The 16496-nt window shown below is 70.3% G+C and carries 16 protein-coding genes; 11 read left to right on the top strand and 5 right to left on the bottom strand.

The window, feature by feature from the left end; genetic code table 11:
• The first annotated feature begins 415 nt into the window (after positions 1-415).
• The 7 genes from sdhC (at position 416) to OU416_RS26960 (ending at position 5668) form a co-directional block, all read left to right on the top strand.
• Entirely contained in the window at positions 416-850 is a 435-nt protein-coding gene (sdhC, locus tag OU416_RS26990; protein WP_270929826.1) for a succinate dehydrogenase, cytochrome b556 subunit, read from the top strand.
• A gap of 5 nt (positions 851-855) precedes the next feature.
• Positions 856-1275: a succinate dehydrogenase hydrophobic membrane anchor subunit gene (locus OU416_RS26985; protein WP_093157274.1), complete on the top strand. Its 420-nt coding sequence runs from the start codon at positions 856-858 to the stop codon at positions 1273-1275.
• 69 nt (positions 1276-1344) lie between these two features.
• A complete protein-coding gene (gene sdhA / locus OU416_RS26980) occupies positions 1345-3135 on the top strand; it encodes a succinate dehydrogenase flavoprotein subunit (RefSeq protein ID WP_270929825.1) in 1791 nt (596 codons plus the stop codon).
• Positions 3135-3920 carry a succinate dehydrogenase iron-sulfur subunit gene (locus OU416_RS26975; protein WP_270929824.1) on the top strand — a complete coding sequence of 262 codons (786 nt, stop codon included), beginning with the start codon at positions 3135-3137 and terminating at the stop codon, positions 3918-3920. Before sdhA ends, OU416_RS26975 begins: the two co-directional genes overlap by 1 nt.
• A 205-nt stretch (positions 3921-4125) precedes the next feature.
• Complete coding sequence (locus OU416_RS26970) at positions 4126-4470, top strand: hypothetical protein (RefSeq protein WP_270929823.1); 345 nt, start codon at positions 4126-4128, stop codon at positions 4468-4470.
• A 5-nt stretch (positions 4471-4475) separates the two neighbouring features.
• Complete coding sequence (locus tag OU416_RS26965) at positions 4476-5255, top strand: hypothetical protein (protein WP_270929822.1); 780 nt, start codon at positions 4476-4478, stop codon at positions 5253-5255.
• A gap of 23 nt (positions 5256-5278) precedes the next feature.
• A complete protein-coding gene (locus tag OU416_RS26960) occupies positions 5279-5668 on the top strand; it encodes a hypothetical protein (RefSeq protein WP_270929821.1) in 390 nt (129 codons plus the stop codon).
• 6 nt (positions 5669-5674) lie between these two features.
• Here the strand turns inward: OU416_RS26960 and OU416_RS26955 are convergent, their stop codons facing one another.
• Positions 5675-5911, bottom strand: coding sequence for an SCO4848 family membrane protein (locus OU416_RS26955; RefSeq protein WP_270929820.1), 237 nt, complete (start codon positions 5909-5911; stop codon positions 5675-5677).
• A gap of 151 nt (positions 5912-6062) precedes the next feature.
• Here OU416_RS26955 and OU416_RS26950 point away from each other — a divergent pair, with 151 nt between their 5' ends.
• From OU416_RS26950 to OU416_RS26940, 3 genes are all read left to right on the top strand, one after another.
• A complete protein-coding gene (locus OU416_RS26950; RefSeq protein WP_270929819.1) occupies positions 6063-7226 on the top strand; it encodes a D-alanyl-D-alanine carboxypeptidase family protein in 1164 nt (387 codons plus the stop codon).
• Positions 7227-7305: 79 nt separating this feature from the next.
• The gene (locus tag OU416_RS26945) at positions 7306-8745 is read left to right on the top strand and encodes an FAD-dependent monooxygenase (protein WP_270929818.1); all 1440 of its coding nucleotides are present in this window, start codon (positions 7306-7308) and stop codon (positions 8743-8745) included.
• Positions 8746-8840: 95 nt separating this feature from the next.
• A complete protein-coding gene (locus OU416_RS26940; RefSeq protein ID WP_333779662.1) occupies positions 8841-9440 on the top strand; it encodes a TetR/AcrR family transcriptional regulator in 600 nt (199 codons plus the stop codon).
• 58 nt (positions 9441-9498) lie between these two features.
• Here OU416_RS26940 and yhjD read toward each other — a convergent pair whose 3' ends face one another.
• From yhjD to OU416_RS26920, 4 genes are all read right to left on the bottom strand, one after another.
• A complete protein-coding gene (yhjD, locus tag OU416_RS26935; RefSeq protein WP_270929817.1) occupies positions 9499-10515 on the bottom strand; it encodes an inner membrane protein YhjD in 1017 nt (338 codons plus the stop codon).
• A 62-nt stretch (positions 10516-10577) separates the two neighbouring features.
• Positions 10578-11615 carry a tryptophan--tRNA ligase gene (gene trpS, locus OU416_RS26930; protein ID WP_270929816.1) on the bottom strand — a complete coding sequence of 346 codons (1038 nt, stop codon included), beginning with the start codon at positions 11613-11615 and terminating at the stop codon, positions 10578-10580.
• A gap of 49 nt (positions 11616-11664) precedes the next feature.
• The gene (locus tag OU416_RS26925) at positions 11665-11889 is read right to left on the bottom strand and encodes a hypothetical protein (protein WP_270929815.1); all 225 of its coding nucleotides are present in this window, start codon (positions 11887-11889) and stop codon (positions 11665-11667) included.
• Between the two features lie 346 nt (positions 11890-12235).
• Entirely contained in the window at positions 12236-14821 is a 2586-nt protein-coding gene (locus OU416_RS26920) for a bifunctional FO biosynthesis protein CofGH (RefSeq protein WP_372907262.1), read from the bottom strand.
• A gap of 173 nt (positions 14822-14994) precedes the next feature.
• Here OU416_RS26920 and OU416_RS26915 point away from each other — a divergent pair, with 173 nt between their 5' ends.
• Positions 14995-16485, top strand: coding sequence for a S8 family peptidase (locus OU416_RS26915; protein WP_270929814.1), 1491 nt, complete (start codon positions 14995-14997; stop codon positions 16483-16485).
• Positions 16486-16496 lie beyond the last annotated feature (11 nt).

Here is a 16496-nt window from a genome sequence, read left to right as displayed (position 1 = left end):
TCCCGCCGCTCCCCCGAACCGCCGTGCCGGAGCACGGTGGTGCCGGCCGAACGCCACCCGATGGTGTCGTCCTCGGTGAATTGTTCGTCCGGTCCGCGGCGCACGCCATTCGGTGACGTGGCTCTCGAAATTAAGCCTTGACGCTGCTGTATGAGCATTGCTCGCGTGTCACGAAATGATTTCTACATCGATCAACAGGGCCGACGTGCTTGTCTGGTCGATCACAGAGGGCACGGGCGAGTAGGCCTGGGCGATTGGTCGGGTCTAGCATCCGATGCGTCAAGGCCCCAGTTCGTGGCCGGTGACGGGCGTGCTGCACCCAATGCCAATTGGGACCAACTGCGACTCGGGGCCGGTCGCTCTTGTTCCCGGACGGGGGCCGTCAGTCCACCAGCGAGGTTGGAGGCCTTCCACCATGGCCAGCACCACCGCCTCCGCGGCCGACGCACCGGAGCGCGCCACCGCGCCGCGCGCTAAGGGGCGTTTCTACCGCGGCGATCTGGGCATGTGGTCGTGGGTCGCCCACCGGATCACGGGCGTACTCACCTTCTTCTTCTTGTTCGTGCACGTTCTGGACACCGCCCTGGTGCGGGTCTCACCGAACGCGTACGACACGGTCATCGAGACCTACAAGCACCCGATCATGATCCTCTTCGAGCTGGGTCTTCTGGCGGCGGTGCTGTTCCACGCGTTCAACGGCATCCGCGTCATGCTGGTCGACTTCTGGTCCAAGGGCACCAAGTACCAGAAGCCGATGCTGTGGACGGTCGTGGTGCTCTGGTTGGTGTTGATCATCCCGGCGGCGATCAGCTTGCTCAGCCGCGCGGTCACGGAATTCCTCGGGGGTTGAGCGCAATGACCGTCACCGACGCACCGCTTTCCGTGGAGAAGCCGCGCTCCCCTTCCCGTCCGGCCGCCCGCCGCAACAACTTCGAGCTCTACAGCTGGTTGTTCATGCGGCTGTCCGGTGTGGTCCTGCTGTTCCTGGTGCTGGGCCACCTGCTGATCATGCTGTTCCTGGACGGCGGCGTGCAGCGGATCAACTTCGCCTTCGTCGCAGGCCGCTGGGCGTCCCCGTTCTGGCAGATGTGGGACCTGACGATGCTCTGGCTGGCCGGCCTGCACGGCGGCAACGGACTGCGCACCATCATCAACGACTACTCGCGCAAGGACGGCACGCGCTTCTGGCTGAAGATGCTGCTGTACGTCTCGGTCTTGCTGACCGTGGGTCTGGGCACCTTCGTCCTGTTCACCTTCGACCCGAACATCGGCTAGCCGCAGACGACCACATCGCGGCGAGGTCGTCGCCTACCCCGGACCTCGCCGCCGCCCGAGGAGGCGACCATGCAATTCCACAAGTACGACGTGGTCATCGTCGGCGCTGGGGGCGCCGGGATGCGCGCCGCGATCGAATCCGGGCAGCGCGCCCGCACCGCCGTGCTGACCAAGCTCTACCCCACCCGTTCGCACACCGGTGCCGCCCAGGGCGGCATGTGCGCGGCGTTGGCCAACGTCGAAGAGGACAACTGGGAGTGGCACACCTTCGACACGATCAAGGGCGGTGACTACCTGGTCGACCAGGACGCCGCCGAGATCATGGCGAAGGAGGCCATCGACGCCGTCCTCGACCTGGAGAAGATGGGGCTGCCGTTCAACCGGACCCCCGAGGGCAAGATCGACCAGCGCCGGTTCGGCGGCCACACCCGCGACCACGGCAAGGCGCCGGTGCGCCGCGCCTGCTACGCCGCGGACCGCACCGGCCACATGATCCTGCAGACGCTGTACCAGAACTGCGTCAAGCACGGCGTGGAGTTCTACAACGAGTTCTACGTCCTGGACATCATGCTCAGCGACGGCCCCGACGGGCAGCAGGTCTGCACCGGCGCCATCGCTTACGAGCTGGCCACCGGCGAGATCCACGTCTTCCAGGCCAAGGCGGTCATCTTCGCGACCGGCGGTTTCGGCAAGGTCTTCAAGACCACGTCGAACGCGCACACCCTGACCGGCGACGGCATGGGCATCATCTACCGCAAGGGCCTGCCGCTGGAGGACATGGAGTTCTACCAGTTCCACCCGACCGGTCTGGCCGGCCTCGGCATCCTGATCACCGAGGGCGTCCGCGGCGAGGGCGGCATCCTGCGCAACGCCGACGGCGAGCGGTTCATGGAGCGCTACGCCCCCACCATCAAGGACCTCGCGCCGCGCGACATCGTCGCCCGGTCGATGGCCCTGGAGGTCCTGGAGGGCCGCGGCGCCGGCCCGAACAAGGACTACGTGCTGCTCGACGTCACCCACCTCGGTGAAGAGCTGCTCGAGGCGAAGCTGCCGGACATCATGGAGTTCTCCCGCACCTACCTGGGCGTGGAGCCGACCGAGGAGCCGGTGCCGGTCTACCCGACCGCGCACTACGCGATGGGCGGCATCCCGACCAACGTGGAGGGCGAGGTGCTGCGGGACAACGAGAACGTCATCCCCGGCCTCTACGCCGCCGGTGAGTGCGCCTGCGTCTCGGTGCACGGCTCGAACCGCCTGGGCACCAACTCGCTGCTGGACATCAACGTGTTCGGCCGCCGCTCCGGCATCGCCGCCGCGGAGTACGCGCTCGCCCACGAGCACGTCGAGATCCCGGAGAACCCGACCAAGCTCGTCGAGGGCATGGTCGACCACCTGCGCACCGCGCACGGCGGCGAGCGGGTCGCCACGATCCGCACCGAGCTGCAGCAGACGATGGACGCCAACGCCTCGGTGTACCGCACCGAGGAGACGCTGAAGACGGCGCTGTCGGACGTGCAGGCGCTCAAGGAGCGCTACGGCCGGATCTCCGTGCACGACAAGGGCAAGCGGTACAACTCCGACCTGCTGGAGGCCATCGAGCTGGGCTTCCTGCTCGACCTGGCCGAAGCGCTGGTCAACGCCGCGCTGGCCCGCAAGGAGTCCCGCGGCGGACACGCCCGCGAGGACTACACCGCCCGCGACGACGTCAACTTCATGCGGCACAGCATGCAGTACAAGGTGCTGCCCGAGGAGGAGGACCCGGACGCCCCGCTGGGGCTGACCGGTTTCCAGGCCGACATCCGGCTGGACTACAAGCCCGTCGTCGTCACCCGGTACCAGCCGATGGAGCGTAAGTACTGATGACCGCCGCCACCACCACCCCAGAGACGAACCAGATCCCGGACGACGCACCGCCGATCCCCGACGACGCCACGATGGTGACCGTCAAGATCCTGCGGTACAACCCGGAGACCGACGAGGACCTGCACTGGGAGTCCTACCGGATCCCGGCGCTGCCCTCGGACCGCGTGCTGAACCTGCTGCACTACATCAAGTGGTACATCGACGGTTCGCTGTCCTTCCGCCGGTCCTGCGCGCACGGCGTGTGCGGGTCCGACGCGATGCGGATCAACGGCGTCAACCGGCTGGCCTGCAAGGTCCTGATGAAGGACCTGCTGACCAAGGGCGGCGAGACGACGCTGACCATCGAGCCGATCAAGGGCCTCCCGGTGGAGAAGGACCTGATCGTCGACATGGAGCCGTTCTTCGAGGCCTACCGGACGATCAAGCCGTACCTGATCACCTCCGGCAACGAGCCGACCCGCGAGCGGATCCAGTCGGTGGCCGAGCGCGCCCGCTTCGACGACACCACCAAGTGCATCCTGTGCGCGGCGTGCACCACGTCGTGCCCGGTGTACTGGTCGGACGGGAACTACTTCGGCCCGGCGGCGATCGTCAACGCCCACCGCTTCATCTTCGACAGCCGTGACGAGGGTGCCGAGGAGCGCCTGGACATCCTCAACGACGTCGACGGCGTGTGGCGCTGCCGCACGACCTTCAACTGCACGGACGCCTGCCCGCGTGGCATCCAGGTCACCAAGGCGATCCAGGAAGTGAAGCGCGCGCTGATGTTCCGCCGCCGCTGAGGCTCCGGACACCTGAACCGGCGCTCACCCCTCGGGGTGGGCGCCGGTTTTTGCTTCGGTTCGTTGTTCGTGCTGTTCAGGAGCGTGTTCGACACCGTTCCGAACACCGGTTCCAGGCCACATGCGCCCGGAGCTGATGTTCGCTGGAGCGCAAGGACGTCGCCGTGGGCGACGAGGTCGAGCACGTGAGGAGCGCACTGCCGGAATGGCCGACTACTCGCTGGAGAACCCGGGACGACTGACCAACTGGGGGCACGGGGTGCTGAAGCAGTTGTCCGAAGAGGCCGATGTGGCCAGCCAGTACACCAATGAGCACATCAAGACCACCGAGGGCGAGAGCTTCGGCATCTTCGCCACCTTCGTCGAGCAGCTCACGACGACGACGCAAAGCCTCAACGACGTCTCCAGCGCGCTCGTTCGGCTCATGCGGGACTCCGCGAACGAGATCAAGGCCGCGGGCGAGGAATACGAAGCCGTGGACGAGTCGAACGCAGCGGAGCTGGACAGCTCCTACTCGCCCGAATACGACTTCACGAGCGGGAGGGACTAGGACCGATGGGCGACACCGACTACACCGCAGCGATGGACGACTACGCCCAGGAGTACAGCCCTCCGCAGGGCCGTCCGGTGCAGGAGCTGACCGCACCGACCGCGGACAGCCCGATGCCGCAGTGGGCGGTCAGCGTTCTCGGGTTCACCGACTACTTCAGCATCACCGCCTGGGTCCGGAAGGCGTCCAAGCAGTTCACCGGCTACGACCCCATCACCGACCTGGCCCAGGTGTTCACCGGTGACTGGGAGGTGCTCGCGAAGGTCGAGTCCGGTCTCCGCAACCTGAAGGCGTTCTACGAGCTCTACGCCGAGAACCTCGAAGGCTTCGTCGGCGGGCTGGGCTGGTCGGGCAACGCCGCTTCGGCGGCCGACGAGTACTTCGGCAGGGTCGCCCAGGCCCTCGCCCAGCACAGCGACGGGATCAGCGAACTGGCCGACGCCGTCGAACAGCTCAAGAACACCATCTTCTTCTCGATCGCCGCACTGGAGAACATCCTGACCAGCCTGGTCGACCTGCTGATCGAGCTCAGCGTCGAAGCGCTGGGCGGTGCGGGTGGACTGGTGACCGGAGGCACCACGACGGTGGCCGCCGTGGTCGCGCTCGTGGCCACGATCGCCAAGGCGATCGGGCAGTGGTCCGCCGCGATCGCCGCGATCGGCCACATGGTCACCGCTGTGTACGGGCTCACCGCTGCGGTGTCGGCGTTCACCACCAGCATCCCGGACCTGGAGCAACTCCAGCTGCCAGGCGGCGGCTACGACCACCCGGGGGTGCAGGCGTGAGCAACCCTGCCGGAGGAGCGGAAGTGCAGATCGACGTCGCGGGCAGCGACGCGGTGCGCAACCGTCGGCTCACCCGCACCATCCAGGCCGCTCGCGACCGGGCCCGCGACCCCGAGCTGGCCCAGCTGCTGGACGACGTGCTGGCGGGCAAGCGGCAGCTGCGCGACGTGGCGCGCTCGGAGGCCTTCGGTCGCGCGGTCGGCCCCGCCCTGGACGAGGCCGCCGATGCCTACCGCTCGCTCACCGATGAGCAGCGGGAGCAGGCGATGGCGATGGCCGAGGAGCAGGAGCGCGCGATCGCGGGCGAGCTGCGGGCCGAGCGCGAGGCCGCCCGGCAGAAGCCGCCGGGCCGTGGCGTCCCGGACTGGGACGAGGACGACGACTACTTCGACGACATCCGCTTCCTGCGGTGACCGGTGTCAGTCCGCTGTCTTGCGGGTGGCGCGGAAGGCGCGCCAGCCGATGATGCCGATGATGGTGCCCAGGACCAGGGAGACCACCGCGATCACCAGGTGCACGATCAGGTAGCTCGTCGGGGAGCCGTCGGCCCAGGAGCGGTCGCTGTTCCAGATGTTGCGCGCGAAGTTCGGCCACAGCAGGTAGGACCACACGCCGAAGGCCAGCAGGAACAGCGCAACACGTCGCGAAATCGTCACGGGGCCAGTATCCGCTGTAAGCCGCCTCACCCACCTGTCCGGGTGGATGTTGCCGACACGCGGGTTCAGGGGATTGGCTAGCCTGCTGCGTGTGCCTCGAAGTGCCCGCGGTCCGGTAATCCGCACCAAGGTCGCCCTCTGCGCTCTCGGCGTGGCGCTCCCGCTCCTGAGCGGCACCGCGCACGCGGAGGACTGCTACATCGCCGCGCCTCCGCCGCCGGTGGACACCTCCGAGGTGCCGCTGCCCGGTCAGCCGGTCCCGGAGCCCGTGCCGGTGCCGGAAACGCCTGTCGGCGGCGAACAGCTGGGCGGGTGCGGACCGGCCTTCCCGCTCTACGCGCCCGCGCTGCCGACCGAGATCACCGCGGCCAGCTGGCTGGTCGCCGATCTGGACAGCGGTGCGGTGCTGGCCGCGCACGAGCCGCACGCCCGGCACCGCCCGGCGTCCACCATCAAGGTGCTGACCGCGCTCGTGGCGCTCCGCGAGCTCCAGCTCGACGACACGCTCGTGGCCACCCAGGAGGACGCCAATCAGGAGGGCAGCCGGGTCGGGCTCGCTCCCGGCGCCACCTACACCGTCCGGGACGTGCTGACCGGCCTGATCCTGCGCTCCGGCAACGACGCCGCGCACGCGCTGGCGATGAAGCTGGGCGGGGTCGAGGCCACCGTCGAGAAGATGAACGCGCTCGCCGAATCGCTCGGCGCGCTGGACACCCGCGCCGCGACGCCGTCCGGTTTGGACGGTCCGGGGATGAGCACCTCCGCCTACGACCTGGCGGTCGTCTTCCGGGTGGCGATGCAGAACCCGGTGTTCGCCGAGATCGTGAGCACGCACCAGGCCTTCCTGCCGGGCGCGCCGGGCGGTCCCCCGCTGGAGGTCTGGAGCGACAACCAGGTGCTGCGGGCCTATCCGGGCGGGCTGGGCGGCAAGACCGGGTTCACCGACGACGCCCGGCACACCTACATCGGCGCGGCCGACCACGGCGGGCGGCGGCTGGTGGCGGTGCTGATGCGCGGCGAGAACCAGCCGGTGCGGTTGTCCGCGCAGACCATGCGGCTGCTCGACTACGGCTTCGAGCTGAACGGTCCCCCGGTCGGCGAGCTGGTCACCACTTCCCCGGCACCGCCCGCGGATGCCCGGCCGGCGGAACAGCCGGTGCAGGCGCAGTCGGACGACCCCATGTTCGGCACGGTCGGCGGGCCGCTCGCGCTGCTGGCAGCTGCGGCTGTCGCCGTGCTCGCCGCGATCGCGGTGCAGCGGCGCCGGGCCGCTCTCGCCCGCCGGCGGCGCAGCGGCGGCGACGACCACCCCTGATCCGAGCGCACTACCGGCCGGCCACCGGTCGTGGTTCAATTAGTTAACGGACCCGTATCGTTAACTAATGGGGGCGGCGATGAGCGTTCTCGTGGTGGGAGCCGGACCTACCGGCTTGGCGCTGGCCTGCGGCTTGCGCGCGCACGGCGTGCCGGTTCGCGTCATCGACCGGGCCGCCGGTCCGGCGACGACGTCGCGGGCGAACATCCTGCACGCGCGCGGTGTCGAGGTGCTGAACCGGCTGGGCGCGCTCGGCGACCTGCCGGATCGCGCGCAGCACGCCGTCCGGATCACCCTGCACGCCGCGGACAAACCGCTGGCCACCGTCAGCTTCGGCGAGATCGAGGGCGATCAGCTCTCCGCGCTGCTGGTGTCGCAGGCCGAGGTCGAGGCCGTGCTGCGCCGCCGGTTGACCGAGCTCGGCGGCGCGGTGGAGTGGGATCGCGAGCTCACCGACCTGGTGCAGGACGCCGACGGCGTGACCGCCACGATCTCCGGCGAGACCGCGCGCGCGGACTACGCGGTGGGCTGCGACGGCGCGCACAGCGCGGTCCGCGGGCTCACCGGCATCGGCTTCCCCGGCGCGCAGCTGGTGGACCAGTGGCTGCTCGCCGACGTCGACGCCGACTGGGAGCTGGACCGGCTCGGCTCCTCCGGCTGGTTCGCCGGGGACGGGCTGTTCCTCGCGATGCCGATGCGCAGCGAGACCGACGACCGGTGGCGGGTGATGGCCGACGTCGAGCACGCGGAGGACGACGTCCTGGCGCAGCTGCGGCGCCTGCTCCCGGAGCGCACCGGCCGCACCGACGCGCGGCTGCGCGAGGCCACCTGGACCTCGGCGTTCCGCATCCACCGCAGGCTCGCCGACAGCTACCGCGCCGGGCGGGTCCTGCTCGCCGGGGACGCCGCGCACATCCACAGCCCGTTCGGCGGGCAGGGCATGAACACCGGCATCGGGGACGCCGAGAACCTGGCGTGGAAGCTCGCGCTGGTCGTGCGGGGCCAGGCCGGGACCGCGCTGCTGGACACCTACCAGGCCGAGCGGCGGCCGCTCGCGGAGGACGTCCTGCGCGGCACCACCGCGAACACCAAGATCATGCTGGCCAACGGGATCGTCGGCCGAACCGTGCGCAACCTGTTCACCCGGGTGGCCAACCTCGGCGCGGTCCAGCGGCGCGGAACCTGGCTGGCCTCGCAGCTGTGGGTGAACTACCGCAGCGGCCCGCTCGGCACCCGCCGCGGCCCGCGGCCCCGGCCCGGCGACCGGGTGCCGGACCTGGTGTGCCAGGACGCGGACGGCCGTCCGACGCGGTTGCACACCGAGCTCCGCGGCCGCTGGGCGGTGCTTTCCGGCCAGCAGCCCGAAACCCCGCTCGGAGATGCCGTCGTGCACCTCGTACCGCAAGCCCGGCGCGACGAGATCTGGCTGGTCCGCCCGGACGCCCACCTCGCCTGGCGCGGAACGGACCCGGCAGAACTCACCCGCTGGCTCGAAACAACCCTGCTGAGGACGACATGAGCCGAGTCCCGCCCGACCGCACCTCAGGGGAACGTGACGCAACCCAGCCACAAGAAACCCCGGAACGCGAGAAAGACCCCGAAACGCAACCACCACTGAAAATCCCGGAGAGGCGGAGAGGTCGGCCGCGCAGTCCCGAGGCGGACGAGGCGATCCTCCAGGCCGCGCTGGAGGTGTTCATCGACGGCGGCGTCGAGGGCGCCAGCATCGAGCAGATCGCCAAGCGCGCCGGTGTCGGCAAGCTGACCGTGTACCGGCGGTGGGACTCCAAGGAAGCGGTGCTGGCCGCCGCGATCGAGTCCGCCCGGGACGGGATCCCCGAAGCCCCGGCCGATTTCGCCGACGTGCCGGTGGCGACGCTGGTCCGGGAGCTGCTGCCGGGTCTCGCCGAAGCGATCGCCGAACCGCGGCTGCGCGCGATGATCGCCCGCATCTTCGGGGCGAGCGTCAGCCACCCGGAGCTGATGGCGACCTACTGGGACAACTACGTCGTGCCCCGGCGGCGGAACACCCGGGTGCTGCTGGAGCGCGCGCAGGCCGAGGGCGCGATCGCGGCCGACGCCGACCTGGACGTGCTGATCGACATGATGGTCGGCGCCGTGCTCTTCCGGCTGGTGCAGCCCGAACCGCTCGACGTCGCCGGGGCTGCGGCGTACCTGGAGTCGGTGTACCGGCAGGCCGGGCTGCTCGACTGACTGTCGTGAGTGGTTTGTGGCGCTATAGCCCCACAAACCACTCACGGGCTTTGAACCGTCAGCGGCGTCGGCGGAGTGCCCAGCCGGCGATCGCTCCCAGGCCGAGCAGGCTTGCCGTGGCTCGGGCGCCGACCCCTTCGCGGACCTGGACCACCGGGCGGATGATCGCCGGGCCCGGTGCGGGCGGCGGCGTCAGCTCCATGTTCTCCGGGGCCGACGCCGTCCAGGCCGTGACGAACAGGATGAACCGCGAGGTCAGGTTCGCGAAGACCAGCAGACCGAGGATCGGGCCGAACGCCGCTCCGGCCGGGGAGCTGGTCACGCTGTTCAGGTAGATCACCGCGACCTGCTTGAGGAGCTCGAACCCGATCGCGGCGAACAGCGCGCCCCACACCGCCGTGCGCAGCGTGACCGGCTTGCGCGGCAGCCTCGCCAGCACCCACAGGAACACCAGCCAGCTCGCCGTCAGCGACAGCACCGTGGTCAGGGCCCGCAGCGAGTACACCGCCGCCGCGGTGTGCTCGATGCCGACCAGCTCGAACAGCGCCAGCCCGACGCCGCCGAGCGCGCTGATCCCGAACGAGAGCGCCATCGCCGCGCCGAGGCCGATCAGGGACAGCAGGTCGGAGACCATCCGGCGCAGCATCGGCTGCTGGTCCGGCACCTGGGTCCACTGCGCGGTCAGCGCCTCGCGCAGGTTCGTCATCCAGCCCAGGCCGGAGTACAGCGCGGTGAGCAGACCGATCACCCCGACCGCGCCCGCCTGCCGGATCGCCTGGTCGACGACGCCGGTCAGCATCTGGCTCATCGCCGGGCTGGGCACCGCCGAGGTGATCGAGTCCTGCAACCGCCCGAGCAGCTCGGGATTTCCGGCCAGCACGAAACCGGCGACCGCGAAGGCGATCATCAGCAGCGGGACCAGCGCGAGCACGCTGAAGTAGGTGATCGCCGCGGCGTAGTAGTCGCCGTACTGCTTCTGGTACCGCTCGAACGCGCGGATCAGCCGGTCCAGCCAGGGGTGCTTGCGGCGCAGCAGCGCCATCCGCCCCGGTTTTTCGTCCTGCTGCCCGGCCACGGTGCACCTCCAGCCGCAACGGCTTCCCCCGAACGGCTGCAGGCTACCCGCGGATGATCAGCTCAGCCCATCGGCGGCAGGAAGCCCACCCGATCGAACACGGTCCGCAGCGTCTCGCTCGCCACCTCGCGGGCCCGCTCGGCGCCGCGGTGCAGCACCTTGTCCAGCTCCGCCGGGTCGTCGAGGTAGCCGTGGACCTTCTCCTGGAACGGCGTCACGAACTCGACCACGACCTCGCCGAGGTCCTTCTTCAGGTCGCCGTAGCCCTTGCCCTCGTAGGCGGCCTCCAGCTCCGGGATGCCGCGGTCGGTCAGCGCCGAGTAGATCACCAGCAGGTTGCTGATGCCGGGCTTGTTCTCCACGTCGTAGCGGATCTCGCGCTCCAGGTCGGTGACCGCGGAGCGGATCTTCTTCGCCGAGCGCTTCGGCGTCTCCATCAGCTCGACCACGCCCGCCGGGACCGACTTGCTCATCTTGGCGGTCGGGTCCTGCAGGTCGTAGATCTTCGCGGTGCCCTTGGGGATGTGCGCGGCCGGGACCGTGAAGGTGGCGCCGTAGCGGGAGTTGAACCGCTGCGCCAGGTTGCGGGTGAGTTCCAGGTGCTGGCGCTGGTCCTCGCCGACCGGGACCGCGTCGGCCTGGTAGAGCAGGATGTCCGCGGCCTGCAGGACCGGGTAGGTGAACAGGCCGACGCTGACGTGCTCGGCCTCCTGCCGCGCGGACTTGTCCTTGAACTGGGTCATCCGGCCGGCCTCGCCGAAGCCGGTCTGGCACTCCATCACCCAGCTGAGCTGGGCGTGCTCCGGGACGTGGCTCTGCACGAACAGCGTGGAGCGGTCCGGGTCGATGCCGAGGGCGAGCAGCTGGGCGGCGGACAGCCGGGTGCGCTGGCGCAGCTGCGCCGGGTCCTGCTCGACGGTGATGGCGTGCAGGTCGACGACGCAGTAGAAGGCGTCGTGCTCGTCCTGCATGGCGACCCACTCCCGCAGGGCGCCCAGGTAGTTGCCGAGGTGGAACGAGTCGGCGGTCGGCTGGATGCCGGACAACACGCGCGGCCGAGCCGCGGACTGGCTGTTCTGAGGTGCGGTGTCGCTGCTCACGCAGCTGATTCTCGCAAGTCCCGCCGCACCGGTGGGAGCGACCTCCGGGTCAGGAGGTCTTGCGCTGGTTCTCGGGCTGGACCTTCTTCTTGCGGAAGGCGCCCGCGACCATGCCGACCACGCCGAGTCCGACGGCGGTGAGGCCGACCGGGGTGGCCAGCGAGTCCAGCGGTCCGCGCACGGCCAGCGCCAGCGGTTCGGCGGTGGCCGCCGTCGCGGTCGCCAGCGACGCCGCTGCGACAGCGGCTCCGAGCGCGGAGACTCGCGTGACCACGCGAGATATTCGGCTACGCACGAGCGCGTCTCCCTAACGACAGTTGACCCGATCGGGTCAGCATTCGTCCGAGTCTGGTGGCGGACCGTACCGGTCGACCGTTACGCGCGTGGTCGCTTTGCGTGTCCCGACCACGACGGATTGATCATATTTTCCGCCGGAAGGCACGCGAATTCGGGTCCGATCTAGGTAGAACTACGCAGGCCAGCGGCTGGATCAGCCACTCGGTCGGCAACCCGATCCGGTGAAGGGTGTGACTTACGACACACACTTTCGGGTTCGGTGCCGGGTACACGCAACTTCCGTTGAAATCGCACGGGAGATTTCAACGGAAGTCGCGCGGTGTTCACGCCGGGCTGACGCCCAGCTGCACGCGGCCCGGGCGGCCGTAGGTCGTGGTCCGCTGGCGGGCCGGGCGGCCCGCCCTGGCGGCCAGCTCGTGCAGCTCCTCGACGCTGCGCTCCGAGCCGTGCTCGGAGCCCGCCATCCGGCTGATGGTCTCCTCCATCAAGGTGCCGCCGACGTCGTTGGCGCCGCCGTGCAGCACCTCGGTCGTCCCGGTGTCGCCGAGCTTGACCCAGGAGCACTGGACGTTGTCGATGCGGCCGTGCAGCAGCACGCGCGCCATCGCGTGCACCGCGCGGTTGTCCCTGTTCGTGGGACCCGGCCGAGCGAGCCCGGCGAGGTAGATCGGCGCGTTGCGGTGCACGAAGGGCAGCGGCACGAACTCGGTGAGCCCCGCGTTGCCGTGCTCGGCCGCGGTGTCCTGCACCCCGGCGAGCGTCCGGAAGTGGCCCAGCCAGTGCTCGGGCGCGTCGACGTGGCCGTACATCATCGTCGACGAGGACGGGATGCCCAGCCGGTGCGCGGTGCTGATGACCTCGACCCACTCGGCGGCGGGCAGCTTGCCCTTGGTCAGCACCCAGCGCACCTCGTCGTCGAGGATCTCCGCCGCGGTGCCCGGAATGCTGCCCAGCCCGGCCTCCTTCAGCTCGGTCAGCCAGTCCGCGATGCTCACCCCGGCCTTGGCCGCGGCGCTGACGATCTCCATCGGGCTGAAGGCGTGCACGTGCATCTCCGGCACCCGCTGCTTGATCGCGCGCACCAGGTCGGCGTAACCGGACACCGGCAGCCGCGGGTCGATGCCGCCCTGCATGCAGATCTCGGTGGCCCCGGACCGCCACGCCTCGTCGGCGCGGTCGGCGACCTCCTCCGGCGAGAGCCGGTAGGCGTCCGCGTCGCGCTCGCGCTGCGCGAAGGCGCAGAACCGGCAGCCGACGTAGCAGATGTTGGAGAAGTTGATGTTGCGGTTGACCACGTAGGTGATGTCGTCGCCGACGACCTCCCGGCGCAGCTCGTCGGCGATCCGGCCGAGCTCGTCCAGCGCCGCTCCGTCGCAGGTCAGCAAGGCCATTGCCGCGTCGTGGTGCGCTCGGTCGAGCAGTGCGGCCGGGTCGGAGGAGGCCAGCCGGAGCCCGGCGCGCACGTCGGCGTCGAGCCGCTCCGGGGCGGCGTTCGCGGGCACCTGGGCGCGCAGCTCGTCCCAGTCGCCGTAGACGGTGTCGAAGTCGCCGCGGCGGTCCTCGGTGCGGCCCGTGGTGTCGATGCTGCGGTGCAGGTCGGTGCGGCCGATGGAGTCGAACCCGCCGTCCGGCTCCTGCCACTCGCGACCGACGATCTCGGCGTCCGGCCGCCTCAGGCCGTCGGTGGCGGCCAATGCCGCGACGTGCCCGGCCACCCGCAGGTCCAGCCACTGCGTGCTGTCGCCCGCGAGCCCCGCGCGCACGTAGCGCGGGTAGGCGGTGAGGCGTTCGCGCAGCTCGAAGCCGGCCTCCGCGGTGGTCGCGGCCAAGTCCTCCAGCTGGGGCCAGGGGTGCTCGGGGCTGACGTGGTCCGGCGTCACCGGGGACACCCCGCCCCAGTCGTCGATGCCCGCCCGCAGCATCAGCAGCTGCTGGTCGCCGACCAGGTTCGGCGGCGCCTGCACGCTGACGCCGGAGGGCATCAGCAGCCGCGCGACCGCGACGGTGGCGGCCAGGTCGTGCAGGTCGGCGTCGGGCACGTCGCGCATCGCCGTGTCGGGCTTGGCCCGGAAGTTCTGCACGATGACTTCCTGCAGGTGCCCGTACTGGCGGGCGATGCCGCGCAGCGCGAGCAGCGACTCGGCCCGCTCGGTGCGGTTCTCGCCGATGCCGATGAGGATCCCGCTGGTGAACGGCACCGCGACGCGCCCGGCGTCCGCCAGCGCGCGCAGCCGGACCGCGGGTTCCTTGTCCGGGCTGCCGAAGTGCGGTCCGCCCTTGTCCCGCCACAACCGCTCGGCGGTGGTCTCCAGCATCATGCCCATGCTCGCCGCGACCGGTTTCAGCCTGGTCAGCTCCGACCAGGACAGCACTCCGGGGTTCAGGTGCGGCAGCAGCCCGGTCTCCTCCAGCACCGCGATCGCGCAGGACCGCACGTAGTCCACAGTGGAGGAGTAGCCGCGCGCCTCCAGCCACTCCGCGGCCGCCGACCAGCGCTCCTCCGGCCGATCGCCCAGCGTGAACAGCGCTTCCGTGCAGCCCGCCGCGGCGCCCTGCCGGGCGATCTCCACCACCTCCTCGCGCTCCAGGAACGTCGATTCGACGCGGTGCGGCACGGTGGCGAAGGTGCAGTAGTGGCAGCGATCCCGGCACAACCGGGTCAGCGGGATGAACACGTTGCGGGCGTGCGTGACGATCCCCGGCCGGCCTTCGGCGACCAGGTGCGCGTCCCGCGCGCGACCCGCCGCGGCCAGCAGCTTCTCCAGGTCATCGCCGCGAGCGTGCAGCAGCACGGCGGCTTCGGCGGCGTCCAGCGAAACACCGTCGGTGGCCCGGCGGAGCGCTCGGCGCATGGCCGATGCGCTCGGGGTGGGTTCCGGCTGGGCGAGTTGCAGATCTACGACCGACACCTGCCGACTCTAAGTCGGATGCGCCGCGCCGCACAGCCGCCAACGACGTGGTGCACAGCTCACTCTCGGCTAGTGAATTACTCCGTTTCGCCCTACCAACCTTCCCCAGATCAGGCGCAGAATCCGACGAATACCACTGGGTGGATCACACTCTGTCTCCATAGGAGGGACACGTGTCACGCAAAGGAATGAGGGGGAGAACCGCGCGCATCGCCGGATCGGCCCTCACATTGGCGCTGCTGGTACCTGCTGGTGTCATCGGCACCGCCGAGCCGGCCCCGGCGAGCACCGCCGCGCCCGCGCACTTCGTCGTGCTCGGACCGACCGGGGACGGCCTGAAGCAGACCGAGGACTCGGTCCGCGCCGTCGGCGGCACCGTGCTGCAGAGCTGGCCGCAGATCGGGGTCGTCGTGGCGACCTCCACCGATCCCGGCTTCGCCGACCAGGTGCGCAGCCAGCCCGCGGTCGAGCAGGCGGGCAACACCCGCAACCTCGCCGAGCAGCTCCCGCCGGCGCAGTCGACGCGGCTCGAGGCGCTGGAGGGCACCGTCAACGCCGCCGCGTTCGCCGCGCAGGCCGACCAGGAGCCGCTGGAGCCCGAGCAGTGGGACATGCGGCAGATCAAGGCCGACGAAGCCCACCAGATCTCCCAGGGCAGCAAGGACGTCACCGTCGGCGTGCTGGACTCCGGCATCGACCCGACGCACCCCGACCTCGCCCCGAACCTGGACGTGTCCAAGTCGGTGGGCTGCGTCAACCAGGGCATCCCGGACACCCGGCCGGAGGCCTGGCAGCCGGAGGACGACACCTCGGCCCACGGCACGCACGTGGCGGGCACGATCGCCGCGGCGCGCAACGGGGTCGGCGTCACCGGTGTCGCCCCGGGGGTCAACCTGGCCGCCGTGCGGGTGGTCGACGCCGACGGGTTCATCTACCCCGAGTACGCGATCTGCGGCTTCGTCTGGGCCGCTGAGCAGGGCATCGACGTCACCAACAACTCCTACTTCGTCGACCCGTGGTACCTGTGGTGCGACAGCGACCCGGACCAGCGGGCCGCGGCGGAGGCGGTGCGCCGCGCCGTCGACTACGCCAACAGCAAGGACGTCGTGACCGTGACGTCGGCGGGCAACAGCAACTGGGACCTGTCCAAGCCGATCCGCGACACCAACAGCCCGAACAACGGCGGCCCGACGCAGGACCGCCAGACCGGGCACGACTGCCACGTCCTGCCGGGCGAGCTGCCGGGCGTGGTCTCGGTGTCCGCGGTGGGCGTCGACGCGGTGAAGTCGTACTACTCCAGCTACGGCATGGGCTCCATCACGGTGACCGCCCCCGGCGGTGACAAGAACCAGATCCCGGACACCCCGTCGAAGAACGGCCGGGTGCTGTCCACGGTGCCCGGCGGCGGCTGGGGCTGGATGCAGGGCACCTCGATGGCCGGGCCGCACGCGGCCGGCGTGGTCGCGCTGCTGCGCAGCGCCCACCCGGAGTGGAACGGCCAGCAGGTGATCGGTGCGCTGGCCAACCAGGCGGACGCCCTGGAGTGCCCGGAGAACTACGACCCGGACGGCGACGGCAAGCCGGACGCGGTCTGCACCGGCGGCAAGAGCGGAGCGGGCTTCTACGGCGCCGGCCTGATCGACGCCCTCGACGCGGTCCGCTGACCTCGAACAGG

Source organism: Saccharopolyspora indica (assembly GCF_027853965.1).
GTDB classification, from domain to species: Bacteria; Actinomycetota; Actinomycetes; order Mycobacteriales; family Pseudonocardiaceae; genus Saccharopolyspora; species Saccharopolyspora indica.
This window is presented reverse-complemented; position numbering and strand designations above follow the sequence as displayed.

What these genes read in the sequence shown, in the direction of transcription:
- OU416_RS26970 (WP_270929823.1), top strand. Translation starts at nt 4,126, where the DNA reads ATGGCCGACTACTCGCTGGAGAACCCGGGACGACTGACCAACTGGGGG.
- OU416_RS26945 (WP_270929818.1), top strand. Translation starts at nt 7,306, where the DNA reads ATGAGCGTTCTCGTGGTGGGAGCCGGACCTACCGGCTTGGCGCTGGCC.
- OU416_RS26975 (WP_270929824.1), top strand. Translation starts at nt 3,135, where the DNA reads ATGACCGCCGCCACCACCACCCCAGAGACGAACCAGATCCCGGACGAC.
- sdhC (WP_270929826.1), top strand. Translation starts at nt 416, where the DNA reads ATGGCCAGCACCACCGCCTCCGCGGCCGACGCACCGGAGCGCGCCACC.
- sdhA (WP_270929825.1), top strand. Translation starts at nt 1,345, where the DNA reads ATGCAATTCCACAAGTACGACGTGGTCATCGTCGGCGCTGGGGGCGCC.
- OU416_RS26985 (WP_093157274.1), top strand. Translation starts at nt 856, where the DNA reads ATGACCGTCACCGACGCACCGCTTTCCGTGGAGAAGCCGCGCTCCCCT.
- OU416_RS26965 (WP_270929822.1), top strand. Translation starts at nt 4,476, where the DNA reads ATGGGCGACACCGACTACACCGCAGCGATGGACGACTACGCCCAGGAG.